This window comes from Marixanthomonas ophiurae (assembly GCF_003413745.1).
GTDB classification, from domain to species: domain Bacteria; phylum Bacteroidota; class Bacteroidia; order Flavobacteriales; family Flavobacteriaceae; genus Marixanthomonas; species Marixanthomonas ophiurae.
Map to the genome: position 1 here is coordinate 727,030 of NZ_QVID01000001.1, position 23,225 is coordinate 750,254.

Here is a 23,225-nt window from a genome sequence, read left to right on the forward strand (position 1 = left end):
AAGGTACATTCTGCACGCAACCTTTTGGAAATTAGGGTATCTACAGTATGTAGGGCCTTGATTATTAGTATCGTTTGCACTGTAATTAAGTAATAACCATCAATAACCACGGTACCGCAATTTGACTTTAGACGAGCTCATACTAAAATGTAAGAAGCAGGACAGTAAGGCACAGGAAGCATTGTACAAACGATATTCCGGCATCTTATTTGCCATTTGTTTGCGGTATTCGCCCAATAAAACCGAAGCCGAAGACAATTTACAAGACGCTTTCCTTACCATTTTTAAAAAGATTGAGCAGTATAAAGCAAAAGGCTCTTTTGAAGGTTGGATAAAACGAATAACGGTCAATACTGTACTTCAAAAATATCGTAAACAAAAGGTTTACAATATAGATGATGAAGAACGGATAGAACAAGAAGACGAAGTAACAGTAGAAACAGAAACGGTACCGTTGGATTTTTTATTGAAAATTATTCAAGAATTACCAGATCGTTATAGATTGGTATTTACTTTATACGTCTTGGATGATTATTCGCATAAAGAAATAGCCGAAATGTTAGGAATTAGCGATGGCACGTCTAAATCTAACTTGGCAAGAGCAAGAGGAATATTAAAAAATAAGATAGATAACTATAACCCTTAAATTAACGTATATAAAGTAGAACTCCCCTCTATGAAAAACAAAAAGCACATAGACGAGCTTTTTAAAGAGCGTTTCAAAAACCATGAAACGACTCCGCCTCCACACGTTTGGGATAATATTCAAGCAGAATTACAGGAAAAGAAAAAAGACCGAAAAGTAATTCCACTTTGGTGGAAACTAGGCGGTGTAGCTGCTTTATTGGCACTGTTGTTCACTATTGGAAATTCGGTTTTTAATAACGAAGAAACCAATAATAAAGTGGTTACTGAAGAAAAAACAGCCCCCATACCCACAGATTCTGAAACAAAAGCGGAAGAAACTATTTATAATGACTCACAAGTTGCTTCAGAAACAGGTGAAAAATCAACCGAAAAAACAATTGATGATGATCAAAAGCAACATTCAGATACAAACAAGGCTTCAAATAATAGCTTAAATTCTGAAGAAAACAACAAATCTGCTGTCGCTGTTGAGAATACTCCCGAAGGAAAAATAAAAAACCCAGTACATAAAACTACTTCTGAAAAAGAAGATAATAGAGCTAAGCAACGTAACGTAATTACTGAAAACGATGTTACTGCAATTGCTTCCGAAACTAAAAATAGCGATTCAAAAGAGGTTTCAGAAAAAAATAATTCGGAAAAAACGAATGATTTAATAAGGAAAGAATCTAGTATTTCAGAAGAAATAAATTCGGAAACAGCTATTTCCGAAACTGAAAAAGAGATAAAAAAAGAAACTGAAAAAAAATCCATTTTTGACGAAATTGAAGATACCAAAAAAGCAGAAGAAGCTGTTGCCACAACCAATAAGCCTCAAAATAGATGGGATGTTGCGCCCAACGTAGCACCGGTTTATTATAGTTCACTTAATGGCGGTTCATCAATAGACCCTGTGTTTGCAGATAATTCACAAAGCGGTGATGTTAACATTAGCTACGGCGTGCAAGTGGCATATAATATTACAGATAGATTAAGCATTCGTTCTGGTGTAAATAATGTAAATCTTGGTTATGCAACAGGAGGCGTGGACATTGGCACAGGCCCGGTAGCTTTTGGTCTTAGTACAATAAATTATAATGGCAATGAAAACATTATTATTCCTGCTGATAAGGGAGCGTTGAATATGGCGACACCTGGAGGAGATGGTTTTGGCACTATAACCCCAAAATCAACTGGTGGAAGTGCTCAAATTATACAGGACATTAGTTATTATGAAGTGCCCTTAGAATTAAAATACGCCCTTTTAAACAATCGTTTTGGTATTAATATGATTGGCGGGGTAAGTACACTCTTTTTAGGAAACAATGAAATATCAGTAAAAGACGGAAACTTCAGAAGTGTATTAGGAGAAGCGAACAACCTTAATTCATTAAGTTTTACCACAAACGTAGGTGTAGGTTTTGATTATAAAATAAGTAAACGCTTAAAGTTTAATGTTGAACCTATGTTTAAGTATCAACTTAATCCATACACAGACTCATCTGTAGGGTTTAAACCATATTACATTGGCCTGTATAGCGGGTTGAGTTTTAAGTTTTAGGTTAGTGCTAATTTTTTAAAGTTTAATTGGCACATTTTTTAGTTGGTTAGGTTTGGGTGATGCCAAACATGATTAAAGAAAAACCGTTCTTCGCCATAGGACGGTTTTTTTATATCGTAGGATTAACTAGCTCCTCTTCAATAATAGTATGAGTTGTATGATTCAAAATTCGTCTATCGTCCATACTCAATATTTTAGTGGGCAGAGTTTCGTGAACTTTCACCCGCATTTTACCAGGGCTTGCAGATAAAAAGGAATAGGAAAATCTTTTTTTATTATCGTGGAACGTCATCGGCGCAATAGGAATTTGATGATTTATTGCTAAACGAAAAGCCCCGTCCTTAAATGTATCTAATATTACAGTCAGGTCGTCCGGAACACGGCCTTCTGGAAAAATACAAACGCTTAACCCTTGATTCAATTTATCTTGTGCCCTTTTAAACACTTCTAGCCGACTTTTGGGATTAGTACGGTCTACCAGGATACAGGTACGTTTATAGAAAAAACCGAAAATGGGTATTTTAACCAATTCCTTTTTTCCTACAAATACAAATGGATTTCGGGTTACGTATAGCATCAACATAATATCGGCCATTGAGGTGTGATTGGCCACGAACATATAACTTTGTCCTTTTTTGTATCGGGTTTCGCGCTTTATTTTAGGAATAAAACCCATCCCGAATAAAATAATGGTAGCCCATAACCGCGCCAAAGCAAAAAAGAACGGATACCACTTTTCACGGAGAATACTTATCAAGAGTACTGGGAAGAGTATAATAATAGGCACCGAAAGAAGTATATAGAACCAAATACGGTATAAAAAAATAAAGAAGTAGTTTATTATTTTCATTCAAAGATCAAAAGTAATGATTTGGGGCGTATCAAAAAGGTAAAAAAAGTACCTTTGCTGAAAATTGATTATTAATTAAAATAGATTCCCGTTCTTTCGGGAAATTATTATGTCTAGAATACTTACAGGAATACAAAGCACAGGGACGCCACACTTAGGAAATATTTTAGGAGCCATCAAACCTGCAATTGACATGGCAAACGACCCTAAAAATGAATCGTTTTTGTTTATAGCCGATATGCATTCGTTAACTCAAATAAAAGATGCTGAAACATTACGGAACAACACCTACAGCGTTGCAGCAACCTGGTTAGCCTTTGGACTAGACATAAATAGAGTAGTATTTTATAGACAAAGTGATGTACCACAAACAGCAGAACTTTCGTGGTATTTAAGTTGTTTTTTTCCATATCAACGCCTAACCTTGGCACATTCATTTAAAGACAAGTCGGACCGGCTGGAAGATGTAAACGCGGGTTTATTTACCTACCCAATGTTAATGGCTGCCGATATTTTACTATACGATGCCGAGATTGTTCCCGTAGGAAAAGATCAATTGCAGCATATTGAAATGACGCGCGATGTCGCTTCCCGGTTCCACGCAAAAATGGGCGAAACTTTTGTGATGCCTGAAGGTAAAATTCAAGAAAACACCAAGCTTATTCCTGGTACCGATGGGTCAAAGATGAGTAAATCGAACAATAATTTCATTAACATTTTTTTGCCTGATAAAAAACTTCGGAAGCAAATAATGAGTATTGATACTGACAGTACACCTTTAGAAGAACCGAAAAACCCAGATACGTGTAATGTGTTTGCACTTTATAAATTATTGGGCTCATCTGAACAAGTATCTGAAATGCGCGGTAACTATGAAAACGGTGGCTACGGCTACGGTCATGCCAAACAAGCTCTCTTTGAACTGATAACCGAAACTTTTTCTGAAGAACGCACCAAGTACAATCATTACATCAATAATCTAAATGAAATTGATAAAGCCTTAAAAATAGGAGCTGAAAAAGCGAAGAATGTTGCTGATGAGGTGTTGAAACGCGTTCGTAAAAAGGTAGGGTACTAAATTAACTGAAACAATTTGCCCGGTAACGGCCGCACCACACCTTTCAATTCCATATTTAACAAAATGGTTGCGGCCTTAAAAGTGGGGATTTGGCATTCTAGCGCAATAATATCCAGTAACTCTTTGTCCTTTTGCTTTAAAAAATGATAGACTTTTTTCTCTTCCTCGGTCAATTCGACAAAAAGTTGAGTTTGCTGTGATTTTTTGTCTTTTTCTTCAACTTCCCAGCCTAATTGGTAGATAAGATCAGCAGCATTGGTTAGCAAATGTGCTTGTTGTTTTTTAATTAGGTTATTACAACCTTGGCTTTGCTTATCGGTACTTCGACCAGGCACGGCAAAAACCTCCCGGTTATAAGAATTTGCAATATCTGCCGTAACAAGACTTCCACCTTTTTCAGCAGATTCTATCACGATGGTAGCTTCAGATAAGCCAGCGATAATTCGGTTACGTTTTAAAAAATTGTTTCGATCAAAAGGATCATCGCTCCAAAATTCGGTAATAAAACCGCCGTTGTTCTCCATGTTTGCAACATACTTTTTATGCACTTTTGGGTAGACTTGGTTTAACCCATGTGCTAAACACGCGACGGTTTGTAATCCATTGTCCATTGCCGCTTTATGAGCGGTAATATCGACTCCATAAGCAAAGCCAGAAACAATAACGGGATTAAGTGGTGCTAATTCTTCAATAAAATTTTGACAGAAAGTAGTTCCATAAGTAGTTACTTTTCGTGTGCCAACAATGCTGATAATTTTTTTATTCTTTAAATCGATGTTCCCACTATGGAAAAATAAGATTGGGCCGTCCAAACAATGTTTCAGGTGTTCGGGGTATGTTTTGTCAAGAAAGTAACTGTATTGGATTTTTTCCTCTTCAATAAAACGGAGTTCAGCTTCTGCCTCGGTAAGTTGTTGATTTTCGTTGAGATCTTTTAGCTTAAAGGTTCCTATACCATCTACTTTTAGCAAATTTTGTTTTTTCTCTTTAAAAATAGCTTCCGCAGAACCTACCGCACGCAACAGTTTTTTAGCAGACGTGTCGCCCAAATTAGGAGTGCGCTGTAAAGCAAGAGTATAGAGTAATTCTTTTTGTGATAACATAAGAGTATATATGCAATCGGGGAGTTGTTAAAAATACAATTTTTTAAGTTGTTGATAAATTTTATGTCCAGCAATTGAAATACCTAAAAAAATAATCTATGTTTGTTAGTATGCAACTAGCCACCTACATAAAAGACTTACTCTATCGGTATGAGTGTGTTATCATTCCGGGGTTTGGTGCGTTTTTAACGCAATATCGTTCCGCTAGAATCGATGAAGAAACTAACACTTTTTATCCCCCTGGAAAATCACTTTCATTTAATAGGCAGTTGCAAACCAATGATGGGTTATTGGCAAATTATGTTGCTTCAGTAGAAAACTGTAGTTATGAAACAGCAGTTCAAAAAATTCGAAGTTTTACGGCTAACATATCCCTTCAAGTTACAGAAGGTGAAACCGTTTTACTTAAAAACTTAGGTAAGTTTTATTTGAATGCTGAAAAGTCAGTACAGTTTATTCCTTCAGAAACAGAGAACTTTAGTACTGCGTCCTTTGGGTTAAGTGCGTATGTTTCAACAAAAGTAAGCCGTGAAGAATATAAAGAATCGGTTGAAACCCTAGAAGAAAAGGCACCTATCCATTTTACACCAAAGCGTCGTACAGCTAGACCATATTTAAAATATGCAGCAATTGGTTTGATAACACTTACTTTAGGTGGTTTTGGAGGAATGAAACTATACGAAAGCCAAGTGCAAAAACATAATTTTGCAGCAAAGCAAGAGGCCGACAGCAGAATTGAAAACCAAATACAAGAAGCGACTTTTGTTATAGAAAATCCATTACCAGCATTAAAAATTACCGTTCCAAAACAAACTGGTAAATATCATATTATTGCTGGAGCCTTCCGTATGGAAGAAAATGCCAAGAAAAAAATTGCACAACTTTCAGAAAAAGGGTTTTCTGCAAAACTGATTGGCGCCAACAAATATGGTCTACACCAAGTTGTGTACAGCAGTTATGAAGATCGATTAGAAGCACTTCGAGAACTTCGAAACATTAAACGTACCGAAAACGAAGCCGCCTGGTTATTAGTTAAGGATCTTTCTAACTAAATAATAACCCCTTTCTTTATTCCATTTCATTAAAAACCAATGTACCTTTGCAAAAATTTATTTTGCAATGGAATCTAGAACATCTTTAGAGTCAAGAACTATTATTACAGACCTAGTGCTTCCTAGTGAGACCAATCCTATTGGTAACATGTTTGGAGGTGAATTATTAGCTAGAATGGACCGTGCAGCTGGTATCGCTGCCCGTAGACATAGTCGTCGTGTTGTAGTAACGGCTTCGGTTAACCACGTAGCTTTTAATAAAATGATTCCGCTAGGAAGTGTTGTAACCGTAGAAGCTAAAGTATCTCGAGCCTTTAAAAGCTCAATGGAAGTATTTATGGATGTTTGGATTGAAGATCGCGAAAGCGGTATGCGCAGTAAGGCAAATGAAGCTATTTATACTTTTGTAGCTGTAGATGAAATGGGAAGCCCGGTACCTATTCCTCCTTTAAAACCAGAAAGCGATCTGGAAAAAGAACGATATGAAGCTGCTTTGCGTAGAAGACAATTAAGTTTGGTATTAGCAAAAAAGATGGATCCTAAAGATGCAACGGAATTAAAAGCATTGTTTCAATAAAGGTGAATTTTTCATAGAAATTATAAAAAAACTGATTTGTTACTATTTATTGATTGTATCTTAGCTTTAATTCAGAAAAAGCGATCAATAATTACACATGAATCAATCAATTCATCCTACATACGCTTCAATTTTTGAAAAAGATTTAATAGAAGAAATTGAACAAACTGCGATCTTTAAACAAATTTCCCAAGACACAACCTTAATTAATATTGGCGATTACGTAAAATCAATGCCTTTACTACTCTCAGGTGCTATTAAAGTACTTCGTGTAGATGATAAGGGAGATGAGTTACTAATGTATTTTTTAGAGACTGGCGACACATGCGCCATGACCATGTCTTGCTGTTTAGGACATACCAAAAGTGAGATTAAAGCAGTAGCCGAATTAGATACAGAGCTTTTAATGATTCCTGTACAAAAGATGGAAGAATGGACTGCTAAATATAAAAGTTGGAGAAACTTTGTTTTTGAAAGTTATCATAACCGTTTACAAGAGTTATTACATACAGTAGATACCATTGCTTTTTTAAATATGGATGAGCGTCTGTTGAAGTATTTAAAAGAAAAAGCAAAAGTTTCTGGTGATACTACTCTACACACTACACACCAAGAAATTGCCTATGATTTAAACACTTCTAGAGTAGTGATATCAAGACTTCTAAAGAAACTGGAGACTATGAAAAAGATAAAGTTAAAGCGAAACAGCATAACATTATATTCCTTTTGATTGTTCTATGTAACATAAGATACGTTAGCACTAATGCCAATAGGCTACATTTGCCTAAAATCACTTTAGATTAATGGAGATCACTCAAATTTTAGGATATGTTGGCGCTTTAGCAATTGGCATTGTTTTAGGTTTAATAGGTGGCGGAGGTTCAATTTTAACCGTTCCCGTGCTTGTTTACTTACTATATATCAACCCTGTTACTGCAACAGCTTATTCTTTATTTGTCGTAGGTGTTTCGGCTTTAGTAGGAGCTATTCGAAATATCCAAAAAGGATTGGTAGACTTTAAAACAGCTATCGTTTTTGCTATTCCCGCTTTTATAGCTGTCTATGCCACTCGAAAATTTTTAGTACCCGCGATACCTGATCAATTATTTGAAATTAATGGTTTTTTAGTAACTAAAAACATCGCTATTATGGTGTTTTTTGCAATAATCATGTTTGTGGCTGCCATTTCGATGATTAAATCAAACGGTAAAAAAATAACTTCTGAAACAGCAGTTGTATATAACTATCCATTAATAATAATTGAAGGAGTTGTAGTTGGGCTTTTAACTGGAATTGTTGGTGCTGGCGGTGGTTTTCTTATTATTCCGGCGTTGGTTTTGTTGGCAAAACTACCCATGAAAAAAGCCGTAGCCACTTCCCTTCTTATCATTGCTATAAAATCGCTAATTGGTTTTATTGGCGATGTTGAAAACCTAGACATAGATTGGACTTTTCTATTAATTTTCACAACCATTTCAGTAGTTGGAATATTTGTAGGTACTTGGTTAAATAAGTTTATCGACGGTAAAAAACTGAAAAAGAGTTTTGGATGGTTTGTATTGGCCATGGCGTTGTATATTGTTTTTAAAGAGTTCACTAAATAAATAATAATGGAATCTTTAAATGAACCCTATTGGGACAACCGCTATAAAAATAAGGACACCAAGTGGGACATTGGCTATGTTTCCACGCCACTCAAAACCTATTTTGACCAGCTGACCGATAATAAAAACCTAAAAATTCTCATTCCAGGAGGAGGTAATTCGTATGAGGCGGAATACTTACACGAACAAGGTTTTGCCGAAGTGTATGTAGTTGATGTTTCAGAAACTGCTTTACAAAACTTTAAAAAAAGAGTTCCTACGTTTCCTTCTGAAAAATTACTACATCAAGACTTTTTTAAGTTAGAAGAAACATTCGACCTCATTATAGAGCAGACCTTTTTTTGTGCGCTCGATCCTTCTTTGCGTAACGAATATGTTGCAAAAATGCATCAATTGCTGAAGCCAAAAGGAAAACTGATCGGGTTACTTTTTAATTTCCCCCTAACCAAAGACGGGCCGCCCTTTGGTGGCAGCAAAACGGAATATAAAAAACGGTTTGCCCCTTTTTTTGAAATAAAGGTTATGGAAACTGCGTACAACTCTATCCCGCAGCGGCAGGGAAATGAATTGTTTGTTATTCTTCAGAAAAAATAAACTGTATTTCTACTAGCTAGGTAACCAATGTTACTGATAGCATCTTATTACTTGCCTATCTTTGTTATATAATTTTAAAACAGGTGTTATGAAAATAAAACAGTTTGAATATAAGCCACTTTCACATTACTCCTATGCTATCATCAGTGATGGTAAGATGGCATTGGTAGACCCTGAGCGTGATCCTATGCAATACTATACCTTTGCTCAAGCGAACAACGCAGAGATTGTTGCAGTATTCGAAACCCATCCACATGCCGACTTTGTGAGTTCTCATCTACAAGTTCACAAGGAAACGGGTGCTACTATTTATTCTAGTGAAAAAACAGGAGCAGATTATCCACATACGTCCTTTGATGATGGCAATACCATAAAAATGGGTTACATAACCTTTACTGCCATTAACACCCCTGGGCATTCCCCAGATAGTATTACCATACAAGCCACAGAGGGAGAAAACACAGCATTATTTACCGGAGACACACTGTTTGTAGGTGATGTAGGCCGTCCCGATTTACGGGAGAAAGCAGGTCATTTAAAAGCCAAACGGGAAGAGCTGGCAAAAATGATGTATAACACCATACAAACTAAGTTTAAAGACCTTCCCGATTCAGCACTTGTTTATCCAGCGCATGGTGCTGGTTCACTCTGCGGAAAAGGAATGAGCGCTGACGCTTCTTCAAGCACATTAGGAAACGAACGTATCGGTAATTGGGCATTTAAAAATCAAACAGAAGAACAGTTTATCAATCATTTATTGAATTCGCAACCGTTTATTCCGCATTATTTTGGGTACAATGTTGCCATTAATAAAGAAGGTGCTGAAAATCTTTCGGAAAGTATCGGTCGAATTCCTTTGCAACTTGCTGTTTCAGAAAAGAAAGATGATATTTTAGTAGTCGATTCCCGCGATGAAGCAGTTTTTAAGAAGAATCACTTGCCTGAAAGTATCAATATTATGGCAACTTCAGAAACTTCTAAATTTGAAACGTGGTTAGGATCTATCGTTAAACCAGAAGAAGAATTTTATGTCGTGGTGGATTCAGTAGAAAAAGCAAATTCATTACTGAATAGAATTGCAAAAATAGGCTATGAGAAGCAAGTTAAAGCGGTATTGACTTTAGGTGAAAAGAAAATAAATCAATCCCCAGCGTTTAATCTTTCAGAATTTAAGAAAAATCCCGATGCATTCACTATTGTTGATATTCGTAACGAAAGCGAAGTAAACGAGAGGAAATTTTTTGAAGAGGCTCTTGCTATTCCCTTGCATCAATTACGGGAACATGTTTCTGAAATCCCAACCGAAAAACCCATCATGGTTCATTGCGCTGGAGGCTACCGAAGTGCTGCCGGAAGCAGTATTCTGGAAACCGAACTAAAAAACACCCCCGTTTTCGATTTAAGTGATGCGGTAACTCAATTTCAAAACTAAATTCTATGAATTTAATATATGAACCTTGGCCGTGGTACGTGGCAGGTCCTTTAATTGCTTTAATTATGTTTTTACTGCTTTTTGCAGGAAAGCAGTTTGGTATGTCTTCAAACTTACGAACCATGTGTGCCGTAGGAGGAGCTGGAAAAGCAGCGGATTTCTTCAAATTTGACTGGAAAAAAGAACGTTGGAATTTATTGGTTGTTTTAGGCGCAGTAATTGGCGGATTTATTGCCTCTCAATTTATGTCTAATAACACAGTTGAAATCAATCCTAATGTTGCCGAACAGCTTTCCATAGATTATGGAATTACAAGTGCTAACGAAGCGTATATGCCACCGGAGTTATTTGCTACAGACCAACTGTCAAACCCATTTGTGTTATTGGTTTTATTAGTTGGAGGGTTGCTAGTTGGTTTTGGCGCCCGTTATGCTGGCGGATGCACATCCGGTCATGCTATTTCAGGATTAAGCAATTTGCAGCTTCCTTCGTTAATAGCCGTAATTGGATTTTTTATCGGGGGATTGGTTATGATTCACGCTTTATTTCCATTAATATTTTAAGAATATGAAACAGACAGTTTATTTAAGTATTGGTATTTTCTTCGGAATTGTAATGTATAAATCTGAAGCAGCTTCGTGGTTTCGTATTTACGAAATGTTCCAGTTTGGATCCTTTCACATGTATGGTATTATTGGTTCAGCTTTGGCGTTAGGGATTATCGGGATTCAAATTATAAAGAAGAAGAATTTTAAAGCAGTTGGCAATCAACAAATACAGTTAACCCCTAAAAATAAAAGTTTTGCCAGATATGCCATTGGCGGAATTATTTTCGGCTTGGGTTGGGCGTTAGCGGGTGCTTGTCCAGGACCGATGTACGTTTTGGTGGGATCGGGTTACCTTTCTATTTTGGTAGTGATTTTTGGCGCTTTGCTAGGCACGTTTTTATACGGAGTTTTAAAAGATAAACTTCCGCACTAATTTACATTCTATAGATCCAATCGGCTGGATTCATACGGTTGGTGTTTTGGTAAATCAAGAATTTCATAGTAGTTTTTCCAGTAGCAGGATTACTAAAAATAGTTCCTAAAGATTGCTTTGTATCTATTTTATCTCCTTTTTTAACCGTAACGGTAGCTAGGTTGTTATACACAGTTATGTAGTTACCATGCTGCACATAAATTGCCTTATTTGCCCCTTTTAGCTGTTGAATTTCCAATACCACACCTTTAAAAATAGCGCGAGCTTCTGCGCCTTTTTCAGTCGCTATTTCCACACCACTATTAAAAGTGGTTACATTAGGTAATTGTGGATGTCTGTGTTTTCCGTATTTTTTAACTACTACACCACCTTTTGTTATGGGCCACGGTAATTTTCCTTTGTTGCTAGTAAAGTTGGCAGCCAATTCTTTTGCTTCAGCATTTAAGGCAAAAGTAGATTCTCGCGTGCTTTCTACCTTATTTCCTGAAGCTTTATTAGATTTTGCAATGGCTTCACGAATCAGTTTGTCTATCTGTCGGTCAATTTCATCAGCTTTGCGTTGCTTTTCCCGTATTTGACGAGCAAACTTACCTTCGTCTTTTTTAAGCGACGCTACGAGTGCTTGTTGATCTTTCTTTTCTTTAGCGAGTTCGTTTTTGGTTTTTCGGTTTTGGGCAATCAACTCCTCTTTTTTACTTTTTTGAGTGATAAGATCTTTGTTCAATTGCTGCAACTCTGCCGTTTTTTCTTTAATGCTTTCCCCTTGTTCTTTGCGATGCTTGGCATATTGTTTCATATACTGCAAGCGTTTGTAAGCCTGCAAAAAACTTTCCGAAGACAGTAGAAACATCACCCGGCTTTGTTGTGACTTGCTTTTGTACGATTTATTAATCATCGCTGCATAGTCTTCTTTCAGCTCTTTCAGTTCTGTTCTCAAGTTATCTATTTTGGTAAGATTGTCGTTAATTTCGCGCGTTAATAAATTGGCTTGTCTATTGGTAATGCGGATTAAATTTTCAGTAGCACTAATACGTTGATCCAAATCTTCCACCTGAGTTAACACCGATTTTTCTTCCTTCCGGGTCTTGAATAAAAGGGAGTTAATTTGCTTAATTTCTTGAAGAATCGCCTGTCGTTGTTCTTCTAGTTCTTTTTGCTTTTCAGATTGAGCAGAAAGCGTTGTCGCTAGTAATAAGAAACATCCAAAAAGAAAATATGTAATATAGTTATTACGCATTATAGTTTAATTTCGTCATACCCTTCAGGAATACTAAATGGAAAACCAATATTTACATCCAGGTCTATTTTTTTATAAATAACGTCAATATTTGTTTTACTGTCTTTTTCAGTTGTGTTTATTTTTATTTCTGAAGGATAAAAATCGGTTCCCACTTTTTGATAGTCGGTATACCGAACGCTCAATAGCCGTTCATCATTTGGTTGCGAAAGGCTTTCAGAACTTATTTTGAAATTTTCAGGGTTTAAAAAAAGCGAGTGAATAAAATTTTGTGGCTGTACATTGGGCTGCAATTTGTATTTATTTTGAAGCACCGTAGATTTATAATCTGCCTTGTTGATATTAAAAATAGACTGTCCTAGTAAAATCGCTTGTGCTTTATCAAAATTAATTTCGGTACCCAACCAATCGCTTAACAAGGCATAATCCCCGTTAAAATAGGTGCCGCCAATAGTTTCGTAATACTGAACACGGTCTGGAGTAATGTTTGCTTTTACTAGTGTTATACCCAATAACGATACTTTTACCCAAATAGTTTTATCTTTTTCCATACGTAAACTAACCGTCACGCTTTGTTGGGTATCGTCGTCTTCATAGGTAACTTGAATACGGGCAGCCATCGTCTTAAAACTGGGTGATGCTGCTTCGTGTGAAGCAATGATATTTTTTACAGAAAGATTTTCTTTAGCAGTTTTAGAGCCTTTTACTTTCTTGGCCGCACCACAAGATGAAAGCACGATAGCCAAGACTATAAAAATATATTTTGTGTAGTTCATGTATTAGTTTGTCAACTTTATTTGTGAAGCTTTTTCAGCATACTCAGCGGCCTTTTTGGCTTCCCCTTTTAATGTATAAGCTTGTTGTAATTGTTTGTAAAAATCCTGCTCCATCGTTGGGTTGTCAAATAAATAATCCAAACCGCTGTTAAGACTTTCAATAGCTCCGTCTGGTTTTTTAAGATTATTTTGAGCCACGCCATTGATTAAATACAACAGCGGTTGCGCAGGAAATATTGCCAAGGCATCAGCACTTAACTGTTGAGCTGCATCATATTTTTGTAAATCAATTTGAAGCAATAACGTGCTTTTTAATAAGCTAAAATTATCCGAATCGCCTTCAATTCCTTTCTTATAAAACTTTAAAGCGGTTTCCTTTTCACCTTTTGAATTATAATAACCGCCTAGTTGTTCATAAATTTTACCAGTATTTGCTTCGCTGAAATTTTCTACCACTTTATCCAAATCGGTTTCGTATTGCGGGTTTTTTTCAACAAAACCTATAAAATCGCTTAACACCTTGTATTTACTTTCCTTTTCTATTTCATTAGCAGAAAATACAATTTTCATTGATTTGAAAGCTTCCTCAGTGTTGTTTTCTTCTAAATAGAATTTATACAAAGCCAAGTGAACCTGTTTGGAATTTGGCTGATTTTTTAATAGTTCTTTCGCAGTGGCAAAGGCTTTTTCGGTATTACCTTCTTCGCTGTACAAATAAATTAAACCTAAGTATTCTTGCTCTTTTTTTGGGTTTTTACTAATACGGGTTTCAAGATTTTCAATTTGACCTTCTGTATCACCGGTTTCCCGATAAATTTGAGCGCGAAGGGCATCTCGATAGTCACTTTCACCTAAGGTTTCATCCAAGTCATCTAGTACCTCAATGGCCTTATCAAATTGACGGGTTCGTGAATATAAGTTAGCTAAATCTTCTTTGTAATCTTCATCAAACTCAGTAAGCTGCTTCACCAACGGAATGGCAGCATCATAATCGTTTTTTTGATAATATAAATCGTACAACGACTCTAACACGTCCAACCGCTTGGGCTCGGTTTTCAACACTTTTTTAAAACTTACTTCGGCTTCTTCAAACTGCTTTAATTCAGTCAAGTTTTTAGCTTTTTCAAATGCAACGACAGCTTCTAATTTCGGATCATTTTCCGCTGCTTTTTCAGCTTTCCGAAGCGCATCTAATGCTAATTCATAATTTTCGATCCCTTTTTGCTTTAAGGCTTCAAAAAAGTTTTCCTGAAAAGCATCGGTAACATTCCCTAAATCGTCCGTAGGCTGTTCTGCAACAGGTTCAGTTTCTTGCGCAGCAACTTGCTTCGGAATTACAATGATTCCGAAAAAAACTAAAAAGATATATAAAAACTTAAGTTTCAAATTATAATTGAATCAGCCTTAATTGACTTATTTTAAAGTTGAATAATCCCCTATACTAACGTTGGTAAACTTACCGTCAAACGTGGCGTGATTACCAATCATCGCATTGTCCAAAGTAGCATTTTTAACGACCGAATGCGTTTGAATTATACTATTTTTAACGGTACTATCCTCAATTATTGTGCCTTTGCCAATCGACGCATACGGCCCCACTTTACTATTTTTAAGCACAACCCCTTCCCCGATAAAACACGGTTCTATAATTTCTGAATTTTCGATGGTATGATTATCTGCTATAAGCTTTTCGCTGGTTTCAGCAATAAAACCTAACATTTTCTTGTTGGTAGCAACGGTTACTTCTTTATTACCGCAGTCCATCCATTCGTCAACCGTTCCGGTTTTAAATATTTTTCCATCCGCCATCATGCGTTTAATACCGTCGTTTATTTGGTATTCGCCGCCATGAATAATGTTATTATCTAGTACATACTGAAGTTCTTGCTTTAAAATAGCAACATCTTTAAAATAATAAATACCAATTACAGCTTGATCGCTTACAAATTCGGTTGGTTTTTCAACCAATTCGGTAATTTCTTCTTTATCATTCAGGTTTACCACCCCGTACGCTTCTGGATTTTCCACTTTTTTTGTCCAAATAACGCTATCGGCTTCTTTGTCTAAGTTGAAATCGGCTTTAATTAATGTATCAGCATACGCAATAACCGCTGGACCTTGCAATGATGGTTCAGCACACATAATAGCGTGACCGGTTCCTTTAGGCTCTAACTGACGATAAATAGTAGGTTTTGCCCCTAAACTGTTTGCTAACTCTTCTAAACTTTCAACGACATCATCCCCAAAAAATGCAGGATCGCCTAGTATAAAAGCGATTTCATCTACTTTTTCATCTAAAATTTCGGTAATCTCGGTCACTAACCGGTGTACAATTGGTTTTCCCGCCACCGGAATTAACGGTTTAGGTATGGTTAACGTATGTGGACGAAGGCGCGAACCACGTCCGGCCATTGGTACAATTATTTTCATGATTTTTTTGTTTGTGGGGAGGTTTAGGTTTATAGTTATTTTATTATTTAGTTCCGGTGCTACCAAATCCACCAGTCCCTCGGGATGTTTCTTCTAGCGTTTCTACTTCTTCCCAAACAGCGCGTTCATGTTTTGCGATAACCAATTGTGCAATACGCTCGCCGTTTTCAATGGTAAAATCTTCATTGGAAAGATTCACAAGGATAACGCCAATTTCGCCTCGATAGTCTGCATCGATTGTTCCGGGGCTGTTTAGAACAGTAATTCCTTTTTTTGCAGCCAATCCGCTTCGTGGTCGTACTTGTGCTTCAAAACCAATGGGAAGCTCAATAAATAAGCCGGTTTTAACGATAGCACGCTGTAACGGTTTTATGGTTGAAGGTTCTGAAACATTAGCCCGAAGATCCATTCCTGCTGAGGCAATGGTTTCATAAGAAGGAATTGGGTGTTCAGATTTGTTGATTATTTTGACTTTCATATTTTGATTGCTTAATATGTATAATTCTGAAATATAAATCGATATGTTTCTTGAGCCATTCGCTTTTTGAGTCGAAGGGTCAAATTACGAAATACCCAGCAAAAGTACTAAGCTGAACCTAAAAATGAACAAAGTATTGCGTTTATTCAGAAAAGTATAACAATTGAAACACACAGAACGTTAATTAAACCCATTCTTTTGGGTTTTTTAAACACTCAACCAGTTTTCCTTCTTCGCTACCAGGCTCTGGATTATGATCATATCGCCATTGAACGTGAGGCGGTAAACTCATTAAAATGCTTTCAATACGGCCATTGGTTTTTAGGCCGAATAACGTGCCTTTGTCGTGCACCAAATTGAACTCAACATAACGACCGCGTCTTATTTCTTGCCAATCTTTATTTTCTTGGGTGTACGCTATGTTTTTTCTCTTTTCAACAATAGGCACGTAGGCTTCTAGAAAACTATCGCCCACTTCGGTAACAAAGTTATACCAGTCTTCCATGCTCATCGTTTCATTCTTCTTTAAGTAATCGAAAAACAAGCCACCAATTCCCCTGCCTTCGCCACGATGTGCGTTGTAAAAATATTCATCACAACGGGCTTTGTATTTAGGGTGAAATTTGGGATTGTGTTTATCGCAAGCTGTTTTACTAACTTGATGAAAATGTCTGGCATCTTCTTTAAACAAATAATAAGGAGTAAGATCTTGCCCGCCGCCAAACCATTGATCAACAATGTTTCCTTCTTGGTCGTACATTTCAAAATAGCGCCAATTGGCATGAACGGTAGGCACAAAAGGATTTTTTGGGTGTAATACCAAACTCAAACCGCAGGCAAAGAAGTTGGCGTCTTTTACGCCAAAATAGTTTTGCATACTTTCGGGCAACTCACCGTGCACTTCACTGATATTGACACCGCCTTTTTCAAAAACGGCTCCGTTTTCGATTACTCGCGTACGACCGCCGCCGCCCTCTTTTCGAACCCATGGGTCTTCTTTAAAAGTAGCTTTGCCATCGATTGCTTCTAATTTTGAAGTGATGGTATCTTGTAGGTTTTTTATGTAGGTTACGAATTTTTCTTTCATATTAATTATTTCTTTCTAATTCATATAATTCCATATCCATAGGCGATTCACCTGGTGGCGTATACTCTTGTAGCAATGTTTTTTTCCAGATAAAACCTGTTTTTTCGGCAACGCGGATACTTGCTGTATTTGTTTTATGTACTATAATTTTTAATGTTGAAAACTGTAATTTAGAAAAAGCAATTTTTGAAACTTCACTAATTGCTTTTTTCATAAGGCCTTTGCCTTCAAAATTACTTCCGATACAATAGGCTAGTTCTCCTTCTTTGTTATTCCAATCTATATCTTTTAAGATAACTAAACCGGCAACTAATTGTGAAGTAGTCTCTTTTATAGCAAAGGTAAATTCAGTTTTATCAGTACGTTCTTTAGCTTTATTTTTAATATAGGTTTCAGAATCTAAAACAGATAAATTTTGTGCCAGCGTTTTAGGAAAATACCGCTGAAAACGTTCTTTGTTTGAAACCATTAAACTGGAAAGAGACCTAGCGTCTTTTTTAGTTAAAAAGGAAAGATATGTGGTTTCAGAAACTCCCATAATTATTTGTTCTGAAGTGTTTCGGTATTTTGAATCTCCTCATTTTCTTTTATAAGTTTCACCGTTTCACTACTTGCAGCCGTAACCGATAGCGGTAAAACCAAAATAATGCCGATAACCGGGATTAGAAGCATTGCCATAAAAATAATTCCATTACCAAGGGCAGTGCCTTTGTTTCTTTTTACAAATGAAATGCTTTCCCTATAGGTAAAATGTCGTTCTAGTGTATAATCCATATTTCCGAAGCCAGCGTAATACGATTGTACCAAAAACAGTAAAACCGAAGTGAAAATATTTACAATTGGAATTAAACTGAGTAGTAAAATAGGAATAGTAAAGAGCAGCTCCAACAGTAAATTACGGACGTTGATCCGTATGCCTCTCCAGAGTTGCGCTGTATTTGTAGTGTTTCTGTGGGTATGAGTAATTCCTAAAAGATGTTGTTCAATTTTTTCTGAAACAGGACTCATAAAAGGCGCACTTAACGCCATAATGATGTGTTTGTAGAGAATAAGGCCAATGGCGACAATAACGAAAGCTCCCAATACATCGCTAATGGTTCTGAACGTTCCTGCACCCCATTCCCAAAACCAAATTTTTGAAATAAACGCGCCAATATTATCGCTTAATCCCCATGCTAAAAAGCCAATGGCTGTAGCCGTTAACAAACTTATTAAAATAGGTATACCAAAATATTTCCATAGCTTCAGTTTTGAAATTAGTTGAAAAGTTTTAAAATAAGCTTGTATGCCGCTTAAGATATTTTTAAGCATGGTTTGTTCTATAAAGGTTTTTTAATAAAAACTAATTCTTTTTTTAAAATTTCAATTTCGCTTGTTTTTACCACTTTTTGAGCATTTTCTGCCTTTTTTTGAAGAAAACTGATCATTTCTTCTTCTGAAACATCTAAAACTTCCTCAAAAAATTGGCGACCCATCTGATTATTGTGTAAATCCATCGCGGTTTCTAAGGGGCTGTTTGGCGCTAATTTTTCGTGTAAATCAGTCACTTTTTCTGCCCATTCGATGCTTTTGTCAACATTCTGAAATTTACTAAACGCCGCTTTTGCAATCAACACATTCCACATCGCATGCCGAAATGCATTGGAAGGGCCATTTTTATGGTGTGCCTTTCCATACAAATCACCACTAATTCTCATGGTTTTTTTAGTCGCTTTCAACGTTGGAAAGACTAAAAAAGGTTGTTTAATAAACACCACCGATAAATGCCACAACTGTTTTATGCTAAGCTGACGGATGCGTTTTAGAACATTCATGAATCGGCTTTATACTCTTTAACCGCTTCAATAAAAGCCCCAGCGTTTTCAATTGGAATATTAGGTAAAATACCGTGGCCTAAGTTTACAATGTATTTATCTTTTCCGAAGTCATTTATCATTTGCGTGACCATCTTTTTAATTTCAGATGGTGGACTAAACAATCGCGTAGGATCAAAGTTCCCTTGTAACGTAATATTTCCTCCGGTCAATTTTCTAGCTGTTTGTGGGTCACACGTCCAATCAACGCCTAAAGCAGATGCGCCACTCGCCGCCATCGTATCCAAAGCAAACCAACAGCCTTTTCCGAAGGCAATAACAGGTGCTTCGTCCTTTAAAGCATCGATAATCTGCTGGATATACTTCCAACTAAATTCTTGATAATCGGTAGGCGATAACATACCGCCCCAGCTATCAAAAATCTGCACTGCATCGACTCCTGCTTTTACTTTTTCCTTTAAATAAGCGATGGTCGTATCGGTTATTCTTTGCAGTAAAGTGTGAGCCGCAACGGGTTGCGTGAAACAAAATTCTTTTGCTTTATCAAAGTTTTTCGATCCTTGACCTTGCACACAATAACATAAAAGGGTCCAAGGACTTCCGGCAAAACCGATTAATGGAATTTCGTTATCCAACTTTTCCTTGGTCATTTTAATGGCGTCCATCACGTACCCTAACGTGTCATGAATATCGGGAACAATGACGTTGTCTAAATCTTTTTCGCTACGAATCGGGTTTGGAAGCCACGGCCCAACGCCGGGTTTCATCTCTACCTCAATATTCATCGCTTGCGGAATGACCAAAATATCGCAAAACAAAATAGCGGCATCCATTCCGTATCTACGGATGGGTTGTACGGTAATTTCACTGGCAAGCTCTGGGGTTTGACAGCGTGTAAAAAAATCATACTTGGCTTTTATCTCCATAAATTCAGGAAGGTAGCGTCCTGCTTGACGCATCATCCAAACGGGTGGTCGTTCTACTGTTTCGCCTTTTAAAGCACGAAGAAATAAATCGTTTTTAATCATAATTTTTTAATGTTTTAACTGCTTTGGCAATGACGCTTTCAACCGAAGTTGAATTAGAAATCACCACATTTTCGGTATGTTTTTTTGCTTCTGCCGCTGTGGTTGTACCAATACAGAAAGCAATTGAGTTTTTTAGTTTATTTTCTGAAACAAAACTTTGCACCGCACTTGGACTGAAAAACAAAATACCATCAAATTGACGGTCGAATTTCGTTGGGTTTAAGTTTGTTTTGTAGGTTTCTATTTCAGAAAATACAATGTTTGCTTCTTTTAGTGCATCAGGAATGGTATCTAATCGTTTATTTCCGCAGAAAAAGTGAAACGTGTCTTTTTTATGGTTTTTAGTCAAATAATCAGCCAATTCTGAACCATAATGCGTCATTTTCATCACCTTTTGACCATTTTCTTCCAAAAGCGCTTTTGTTTTTTCACCCACACAAAAGCAATTTTTAATTTCAGGAGTTGTCTTTTTATTTAAAAAAACAGCTTTTACAGCATTTTTACTCGTGAAAATTGAATTTTCAATACGTTTTGGAGTTTCAAAGGCCACAAATTCAATAGAAATGGCATTGTATTCTACAAAGGTTAAACCTGAGTTTAGAAGCAGCTCTTTTTGATTAAGAGTTAGTTTTTTAGTGGAGAGAAGTGATTTCATGCAGCATCTATTTTTCCATTTCAGACTTAATCACTTTCATCAATTCCTTTCCGCCAGTATTTAAAATTTCTTCAGCGCAGTTAGTGCCTAAAGTTTTGTAATCACTTTTTGAACATTGTTTGGCAACTTCTAACTTTGTTTGACCATCTAAAGAAAATAACACTCCTTTAAATTGGATTGTGTCGTCGATACAAGTGGCCAATGCCCCAATAGGTGCGGTACATCCACCTTCTAATTTCTGTAGAAAAGAACGTTCAATATACGTGCAAATATCGGCTTCTGTATTGTTTAATTTTGAAGTCGCTTCTCTACTAAACGCGTCCTTTTCTAAAGCTACAATCACCATGGCGCCTTGGGCGGGAGCGGGTATCATCCAATCTAAGGATTCAAAATTATCAGGCAATACGTTTATACGTTCCAAGCCTGCTTTTGCAAAAATGGCACCCTGCCAATCGTTATCTTGGAGCTTTTGTAACCGGGTGTTTACATTTCCGCGTAAATTGACGACTGTGTGGTTGGGGTAGCGGTTAAGCCATTGAGCTTTTCGGCGTAGGCTACCAGTTGCAATGGTGCTGGGTTGTTCGGGATCGAAGTCGCCTTTTGTTACCAAAATATCCGTTGATGTTGCCCTTGGTAAAACAGCGGTTTGTACAATCCCTTTTGGTAAATGGGTAGGCACATCTTTCATGCTGTGTACAGCAATATCTACCGTTCCGTTCAGCATAGCAACATCTAGGGTTTTGGTAAAAATACCCGTGATTCCCATTTCATATAAGGGTTGGTCTAATACCAAATCGCCTGTAGATTTTACAGGGACCAATTCTGTTTTATATCCTATTTTTTCAAGTTGGGCTTGTACGGTTTTTGCTTGCCATAGTGCTAATTCACTGTCGCGCGTACCGATTCGGATGGTTTTATTCACGTTCACTTTCTTCTAACTGAAACATGGTTTCCAGCATCTGTAAGTGTTCTTCTGTCGAACCATTTGCTTGTTTCAGGTGGTTTACAACTTGGGTTGTTATTTTTTGAATGATTCGGTCGCTGATAATTTCAGCTTGCTCTTCATTAAAATCATTGAGTTTTTTACGGTGATAATCAATTTCACCTGCTTTAATTTCAGAAAGCTTTGTTTTTAAAGCTATTACCGTAGGAATAAAGTGACGATTACGCACCCAGATATTAAATTCAGATTCAATCTCGTATATTATTTCTTTTGCAACAGGTATCTGCTCGGCTCGATGTTGTAAGGTTTGGTTGGTAACGGAAGATAATTCGTCTAAATGTACTAATGTAACCAACTCGTTTTCTTTTACGTCTTCTGAAACATTACGCGGAATGGAAAGATCTAAAATTAGTAGCGGTTTTTTTAAGAACAACAACTCTTTTGAGATAGTAGGCTGCTGTGCCCCGGTAGCAACTACCAATACATCGGTTTGCGCTAATTCGCTTTGTATATCGGCGTAATCTTTAACAATAAGATTGAACTTACCAGCAATTTTTTCAGCACGTTCCTTGGTTCGGTTAATGAGCGTAATATGCTCATTCTTGGTGTGCTTAATTAAGTTTTCACAGGTATTTCTACCAATTTTTCCTGTTCCGAAGAGTAAAATGTTTTTTTCTGAAACATAAGGAACGTGTGCCATTATATATTGAACGGCAGCAAAACTCACCGACGTAGCACCTGTTGATATTTCGGTTTCATTTTTAATACGTTTACTGGCTTGAATCACGGCATTGATCAACCGCTCCATATACGCATTAAGTAATCCGTGTTTTTTTGAACGGCGAAAGCCACTGCGTAATTGACTTATAATCTCAAAATCACCTAAAATCTGGCTATCTAACCCAGTACCAACATTAAATAAGTGTGAAACCGCCTCACTGTTTTTGTGAATGTAAGCTACTTTTTCAAACTCTTCAACAGTACCATGTGTATGTTCGCACAATAATTTAATAAGCTGAAAAGGATGTTGCGCAAAACCATATAACTCGGTACGATTACATGTAGATATTACCGTTAATGATGGAATCCCATCTTGTTTTGCCTGCTTTAGAATGTTTGCTTGCGCTGTCTCGTTGATACTAAAATGACCACGGATTTCAGCATCGGCCTTTTTATAATTAAGACCAATAGCATAAAAATTCCCTTCAGAAGTTGATAAAGGTGTATTGTTAATTCTTTTCATACCTAACGGCGCAAATGTAAGGGCAATAACAATCAAAAAATAACGCTTGCGGTATCAATTATATCGGAGGGTGTT

26 protein-coding genes are annotated in these 23,225 nt (G+C 36.8%); 11 read left to right on the plus strand and 15 right to left on the minus strand.

Going from position 1 to position 23,225, the window contains the following annotated elements; all coding sequences use genetic code 11:
• Window positions 1-121 precede the first annotated feature (121 nt).
• Together DZ858_RS03195 and DZ858_RS03200 are read left to right on the plus strand one after the other, a co-directional pair.
• The gene (locus DZ858_RS03195; RefSeq protein WP_117158095.1) at window positions 122-646 is read left to right on the plus strand and encodes an RNA polymerase sigma factor; all 525 of its coding nucleotides are present in this window, start codon (window positions 122-124) and stop codon (window positions 644-646) included.
• Between the two features lie 30 nt (window positions 647-676).
• Window positions 677-2,188, plus strand: a complete 1,512-nt coding sequence (locus tag DZ858_RS03200; protein ID WP_117158096.1) for a porin family protein — start codon at window positions 677-679, stop codon at window positions 2,186-2,188.
• Between the two features lie 109 nt (window positions 2,189-2,297).
• Here DZ858_RS03200 and DZ858_RS03205 read toward each other — a convergent pair whose 3' ends face one another.
• Window positions 2,298-3,038, minus strand: a complete 741-nt coding sequence (locus DZ858_RS03205; RefSeq protein ID WP_117158097.1) for a lysophospholipid acyltransferase family protein — start codon at window positions 3,036-3,038, stop codon at window positions 2,298-2,300.
• Between the two features lie 109 nt (window positions 3,039-3,147).
• Here DZ858_RS03205 and trpS point away from each other — a divergent pair, with 109 nt between their 5' ends.
• Window positions 3,148-4,116 (plus strand): tryptophan--tRNA ligase, encoded by a 969-nt coding sequence (gene trpS, locus DZ858_RS03210; RefSeq protein ID WP_117158098.1) that lies wholly within the window; start codon window positions 3,148-3,150, stop codon window positions 4,114-4,116.
• Here trpS and dprA read toward each other — a convergent pair.
• Window positions 4,113-5,219, minus strand: a complete 1,107-nt coding sequence (gene dprA, locus DZ858_RS03215; protein ID WP_117158099.1) for a DNA-processing protein DprA — start codon at window positions 5,217-5,219, stop codon at window positions 4,113-4,115. The two genes, trpS and dprA, sit on opposite strands and share 4 nt — an antisense overlap.
• 98 nt (window positions 5,220-5,317) lie before the next feature.
• On the opposite strand from dprA, the gene DZ858_RS03220 reads away from it, so the two are divergent.
• From DZ858_RS03220 to DZ858_RS03255, 8 genes are all read left to right on the plus strand, one after another.
• Window positions 5,318-6,271, plus strand: coding sequence for an HU domain-containing protein (locus tag DZ858_RS03220; protein WP_239990710.1), 954 nt, complete (start codon window positions 5,318-5,320; stop codon window positions 6,269-6,271).
• A 67-nt stretch (window positions 6,272-6,338) separates the two neighbouring features.
• Window positions 6,339-6,848 carry an acyl-CoA thioesterase gene (locus DZ858_RS03225; protein ID WP_117158100.1) on the plus strand — a complete coding sequence of 170 codons (510 nt, stop codon included), beginning with the start codon at window positions 6,339-6,341 and terminating at the stop codon, window positions 6,846-6,848.
• Window positions 6,849-6,945: 97 nt separating this feature from the next.
• Window positions 6,946-7,578 carry a Crp/Fnr family transcriptional regulator gene (locus DZ858_RS03230; protein WP_117158101.1) on the plus strand — a complete coding sequence of 211 codons (633 nt, stop codon included), beginning with the start codon at window positions 6,946-6,948 and terminating at the stop codon, window positions 7,576-7,578.
• 73 nt (window positions 7,579-7,651) lie between these two features.
• A complete protein-coding gene (locus tag DZ858_RS03235; protein WP_117158102.1) occupies window positions 7,652-8,452 on the plus strand; it encodes a sulfite exporter TauE/SafE family protein in 801 nt (266 codons plus the stop codon).
• Window positions 8,453-8,458: 6 nt separating this feature from the next.
• Window positions 8,459-9,046 carry a methyltransferase domain-containing protein gene (locus tag DZ858_RS03240; RefSeq protein ID WP_117158103.1) on the plus strand — a complete coding sequence of 196 codons (588 nt, stop codon included), beginning with the start codon at window positions 8,459-8,461 and terminating at the stop codon, window positions 9,044-9,046.
• 88 nt (window positions 9,047-9,134) lie between these two features.
• A complete protein-coding gene (locus DZ858_RS03245) occupies window positions 9,135-10,478 on the plus strand; it encodes an MBL fold metallo-hydrolase (RefSeq protein WP_117158104.1) in 1,344 nt (447 codons plus the stop codon).
• Between the two features lie 5 nt (window positions 10,479-10,483).
• Window positions 10,484-11,041, plus strand: coding sequence for a YeeE/YedE family protein (locus DZ858_RS03250; protein WP_117158105.1), 558 nt, complete (start codon window positions 10,484-10,486; stop codon window positions 11,039-11,041).
• A 4-nt stretch (window positions 11,042-11,045) separates the two neighbouring features.
• Window positions 11,046-11,459 (plus strand): DUF6691 family protein, encoded by a 414-nt coding sequence (locus tag DZ858_RS03255; RefSeq protein ID WP_117158106.1) that lies wholly within the window; start codon window positions 11,046-11,048, stop codon window positions 11,457-11,459.
• A 1-nt stretch (window position 11,460) separates the two neighbouring features.
• Here the strand turns inward: DZ858_RS03255 and DZ858_RS03260 are convergent, their stop codons facing one another.
• The 13 genes from DZ858_RS03260 to hemA all read right to left on the minus strand — a co-directional run bounded on the left by DZ858_RS03260 (window position 11,461) and on the right by hemA (window position 23,150).
• Window positions 11,461-12,696: a murein hydrolase activator EnvC family protein gene (locus DZ858_RS03260; RefSeq protein ID WP_117158107.1), complete on the minus strand. Its 1,236-nt coding sequence runs from the start codon at window positions 12,694-12,696 to the stop codon at window positions 11,461-11,463.
• On the minus strand, window positions 12,696-13,472 hold the full coding sequence (locus tag DZ858_RS03265) for a DUF4292 domain-containing protein (protein WP_117158108.1): 777 nt from the start codon (window positions 13,470-13,472) through the stop codon (window positions 12,696-12,698). The genes DZ858_RS03260 and DZ858_RS03265 overlap by 1 nt, the downstream gene beginning before the upstream one ends.
• 3 nt (window positions 13,473-13,475) lie before the next feature.
• Complete coding sequence (locus DZ858_RS03270; protein WP_117158109.1) at window positions 13,476-14,858, minus strand: tetratricopeptide repeat protein; 1,383 nt, start codon at window positions 14,856-14,858, stop codon at window positions 13,476-13,478.
• A 27-nt stretch (window positions 14,859-14,885) separates the two neighbouring features.
• On the minus strand, window positions 14,886-15,902 hold the full coding sequence (locus tag DZ858_RS03275) for a sugar phosphate nucleotidyltransferase (RefSeq protein ID WP_117158110.1): 1,017 nt from the start codon (window positions 15,900-15,902) through the stop codon (window positions 14,886-14,888).
• Between the two features lie 43 nt (window positions 15,903-15,945).
• Window positions 15,946-16,380, minus strand: a complete 435-nt coding sequence (gene dut / locus DZ858_RS03280; RefSeq protein WP_117158111.1) for a dUTP diphosphatase — start codon at window positions 16,378-16,380, stop codon at window positions 15,946-15,948.
• Between the two features lie 184 nt (window positions 16,381-16,564).
• Window positions 16,565-17,467 (minus strand): oxygen-dependent coproporphyrinogen oxidase, encoded by a 903-nt coding sequence (gene hemF, locus DZ858_RS03285; RefSeq protein ID WP_117158112.1) that lies wholly within the window; start codon window positions 17,465-17,467, stop codon window positions 16,565-16,567.
• A 1-nt stretch (window position 17,468) separates the two neighbouring features.
• The gene (locus DZ858_RS03290) at window positions 17,469-18,005 is read right to left on the minus strand and encodes a GNAT family N-acetyltransferase (protein ID WP_117158113.1); all 537 of its coding nucleotides are present in this window, start codon (window positions 18,003-18,005) and stop codon (window positions 17,469-17,471) included.
• A gap of 2 nt (window positions 18,006-18,007) precedes the next feature.
• On the minus strand, window positions 18,008-18,778 hold the full coding sequence (locus tag DZ858_RS03295) for an EI24 domain-containing protein (RefSeq protein ID WP_117158114.1): 771 nt from the start codon (window positions 18,776-18,778) through the stop codon (window positions 18,008-18,010).
• Window positions 18,779-18,786: 8 nt separating this feature from the next.
• Complete coding sequence (locus tag DZ858_RS03300; RefSeq protein ID WP_117158115.1) at window positions 18,787-19,281, minus strand: DUF6973 domain-containing protein; 495 nt, start codon at window positions 19,279-19,281, stop codon at window positions 18,787-18,789.
• Window positions 19,278-20,309, minus strand: coding sequence for a uroporphyrinogen decarboxylase (gene hemE, locus DZ858_RS03305; RefSeq protein WP_117158116.1), 1,032 nt, complete (start codon window positions 20,307-20,309; stop codon window positions 19,278-19,280). The genes DZ858_RS03300 and hemE overlap by 4 nt, the downstream gene beginning before the upstream one ends.
• Complete coding sequence (locus DZ858_RS03310; RefSeq protein WP_117158117.1) at window positions 20,302-20,964, minus strand: uroporphyrinogen-III synthase; 663 nt, start codon at window positions 20,962-20,964, stop codon at window positions 20,302-20,304. The genes hemE and DZ858_RS03310 overlap by 8 nt, the downstream gene beginning before the upstream one ends.
• 7 nt (window positions 20,965-20,971) lie before the next feature.
• The gene (gene hemC / locus DZ858_RS03315; protein WP_117158118.1) at window positions 20,972-21,886 is read right to left on the minus strand and encodes a hydroxymethylbilane synthase; all 915 of its coding nucleotides are present in this window, start codon (window positions 21,884-21,886) and stop codon (window positions 20,972-20,974) included.
• Window positions 21,879-23,150 carry a glutamyl-tRNA reductase gene (gene hemA / locus DZ858_RS03320; protein WP_117158119.1) on the minus strand — a complete coding sequence of 424 codons (1,272 nt, stop codon included), beginning with the start codon at window positions 23,148-23,150 and terminating at the stop codon, window positions 21,879-21,881. Before hemA ends, hemC begins: the two co-directional genes overlap by 8 nt.
• Between the last annotated feature and the right edge of the window lie 75 nt (window positions 23,151-23,225).

What these genes read in the sequence shown, in the direction of transcription:
- DZ858_RS03200 (WP_117158096.1), top strand. Translation starts at nt 677, where the DNA reads ATGAAAAACAAAAAGCACATAGACGAGCTTTTTAAAGAGCGTTTCAAA.
- DZ858_RS03295 (WP_117158114.1), bottom strand. Translation starts at nt 18,778, where the DNA reads ATGCTTAAAAATATCTTAAGCGGCATACAAGCTTATTTTAAAACTTTT.
- DZ858_RS03250 (WP_117158105.1), top strand. Translation starts at nt 10,484, where the DNA reads ATGAATTTAATATATGAACCTTGGCCGTGGTACGTGGCAGGTCCTTTA.
- trpS (WP_117158098.1), top strand. Translation starts at nt 3,148, where the DNA reads ATGTCTAGAATACTTACAGGAATACAAAGCACAGGGACGCCACACTTA.
- DZ858_RS03300 (WP_117158115.1), bottom strand. Translation starts at nt 19,281, where the DNA reads ATGAATGTTCTAAAACGCATCCGTCAGCTTAGCATAAAACAGTTGTGG.
- DZ858_RS03255 (WP_117158106.1), top strand. Translation starts at nt 11,046, where the DNA reads ATGAAACAGACAGTTTATTTAAGTATTGGTATTTTCTTCGGAATTGTA.
- dprA (WP_117158099.1), bottom strand. Translation starts at nt 5,219, where the DNA reads ATGTTATCACAAAAAGAATTACTCTATACTCTTGCTTTACAGCGCACT.
- DZ858_RS03265 (WP_117158108.1), bottom strand. Translation starts at nt 13,472, where the DNA reads ATGAACTACACAAAATATATTTTTATAGTCTTGGCTATCGTGCTTTCA.
- hemF (WP_117158112.1), bottom strand. Translation starts at nt 17,467, where the DNA reads ATGAAAGAAAAATTCGTAACCTACATAAAAAACCTACAAGATACCATC.
- DZ858_RS03230 (WP_117158101.1), top strand. Translation starts at nt 6,946, where the DNA reads ATGAATCAATCAATTCATCCTACATACGCTTCAATTTTTGAAAAAGAT.
- DZ858_RS03225 (WP_117158100.1), top strand. Translation starts at nt 6,339, where the DNA reads ATGGAATCTAGAACATCTTTAGAGTCAAGAACTATTATTACAGACCTA.
- DZ858_RS03275 (WP_117158110.1), bottom strand. Translation starts at nt 15,902, where the DNA reads ATGAAAATAATTGTACCAATGGCCGGACGTGGTTCGCGCCTTCGTCCA.
- DZ858_RS03235 (WP_117158102.1), top strand. Translation starts at nt 7,652, where the DNA reads ATGGAGATCACTCAAATTTTAGGATATGTTGGCGCTTTAGCAATTGGC.
- DZ858_RS03290 (WP_117158113.1), bottom strand. Translation starts at nt 18,005, where the DNA reads ATGGGAGTTTCTGAAACCACATATCTTTCCTTTTTAACTAAAAAAGAC.
- DZ858_RS03310 (WP_117158117.1), bottom strand. Translation starts at nt 20,964, where the DNA reads ATGAAATCACTTCTCTCCACTAAAAAACTAACTCTTAATCAAAAAGAG.
- hemA (WP_117158119.1), bottom strand. Translation starts at nt 23,150, where the DNA reads ATGAAAAGAATTAACAATACACCTTTATCAACTTCTGAAGGGAATTTT.
- DZ858_RS03220 (WP_239990710.1), top strand. Translation starts at nt 5,318, where the DNA reads ATGTTTGTTAGTATGCAACTAGCCACCTACATAAAAGACTTACTCTAT.
- DZ858_RS03260 (WP_117158107.1), bottom strand. Translation starts at nt 12,696, where the DNA reads ATGCGTAATAACTATATTACATATTTTCTTTTTGGATGTTTCTTATTA.
- DZ858_RS03205 (WP_117158097.1), bottom strand. Translation starts at nt 3,038, where the DNA reads ATGAAAATAATAAACTACTTCTTTATTTTTTTATACCGTATTTGGTTC.
- hemE (WP_117158116.1), bottom strand. Translation starts at nt 20,309, where the DNA reads ATGATTAAAAACGATTTATTTCTTCGTGCTTTAAAAGGCGAAACAGTA.
- DZ858_RS03240 (WP_117158103.1), top strand. Translation starts at nt 8,459, where the DNA reads ATGGAATCTTTAAATGAACCCTATTGGGACAACCGCTATAAAAATAAG.
- dut (WP_117158111.1), bottom strand. Translation starts at nt 16,380, where the DNA reads ATGAAAGTCAAAATAATCAACAAATCTGAACACCCAATTCCTTCTTAT.
- DZ858_RS03245 (WP_117158104.1), top strand. Translation starts at nt 9,135, where the DNA reads ATGAAAATAAAACAGTTTGAATATAAGCCACTTTCACATTACTCCTAT.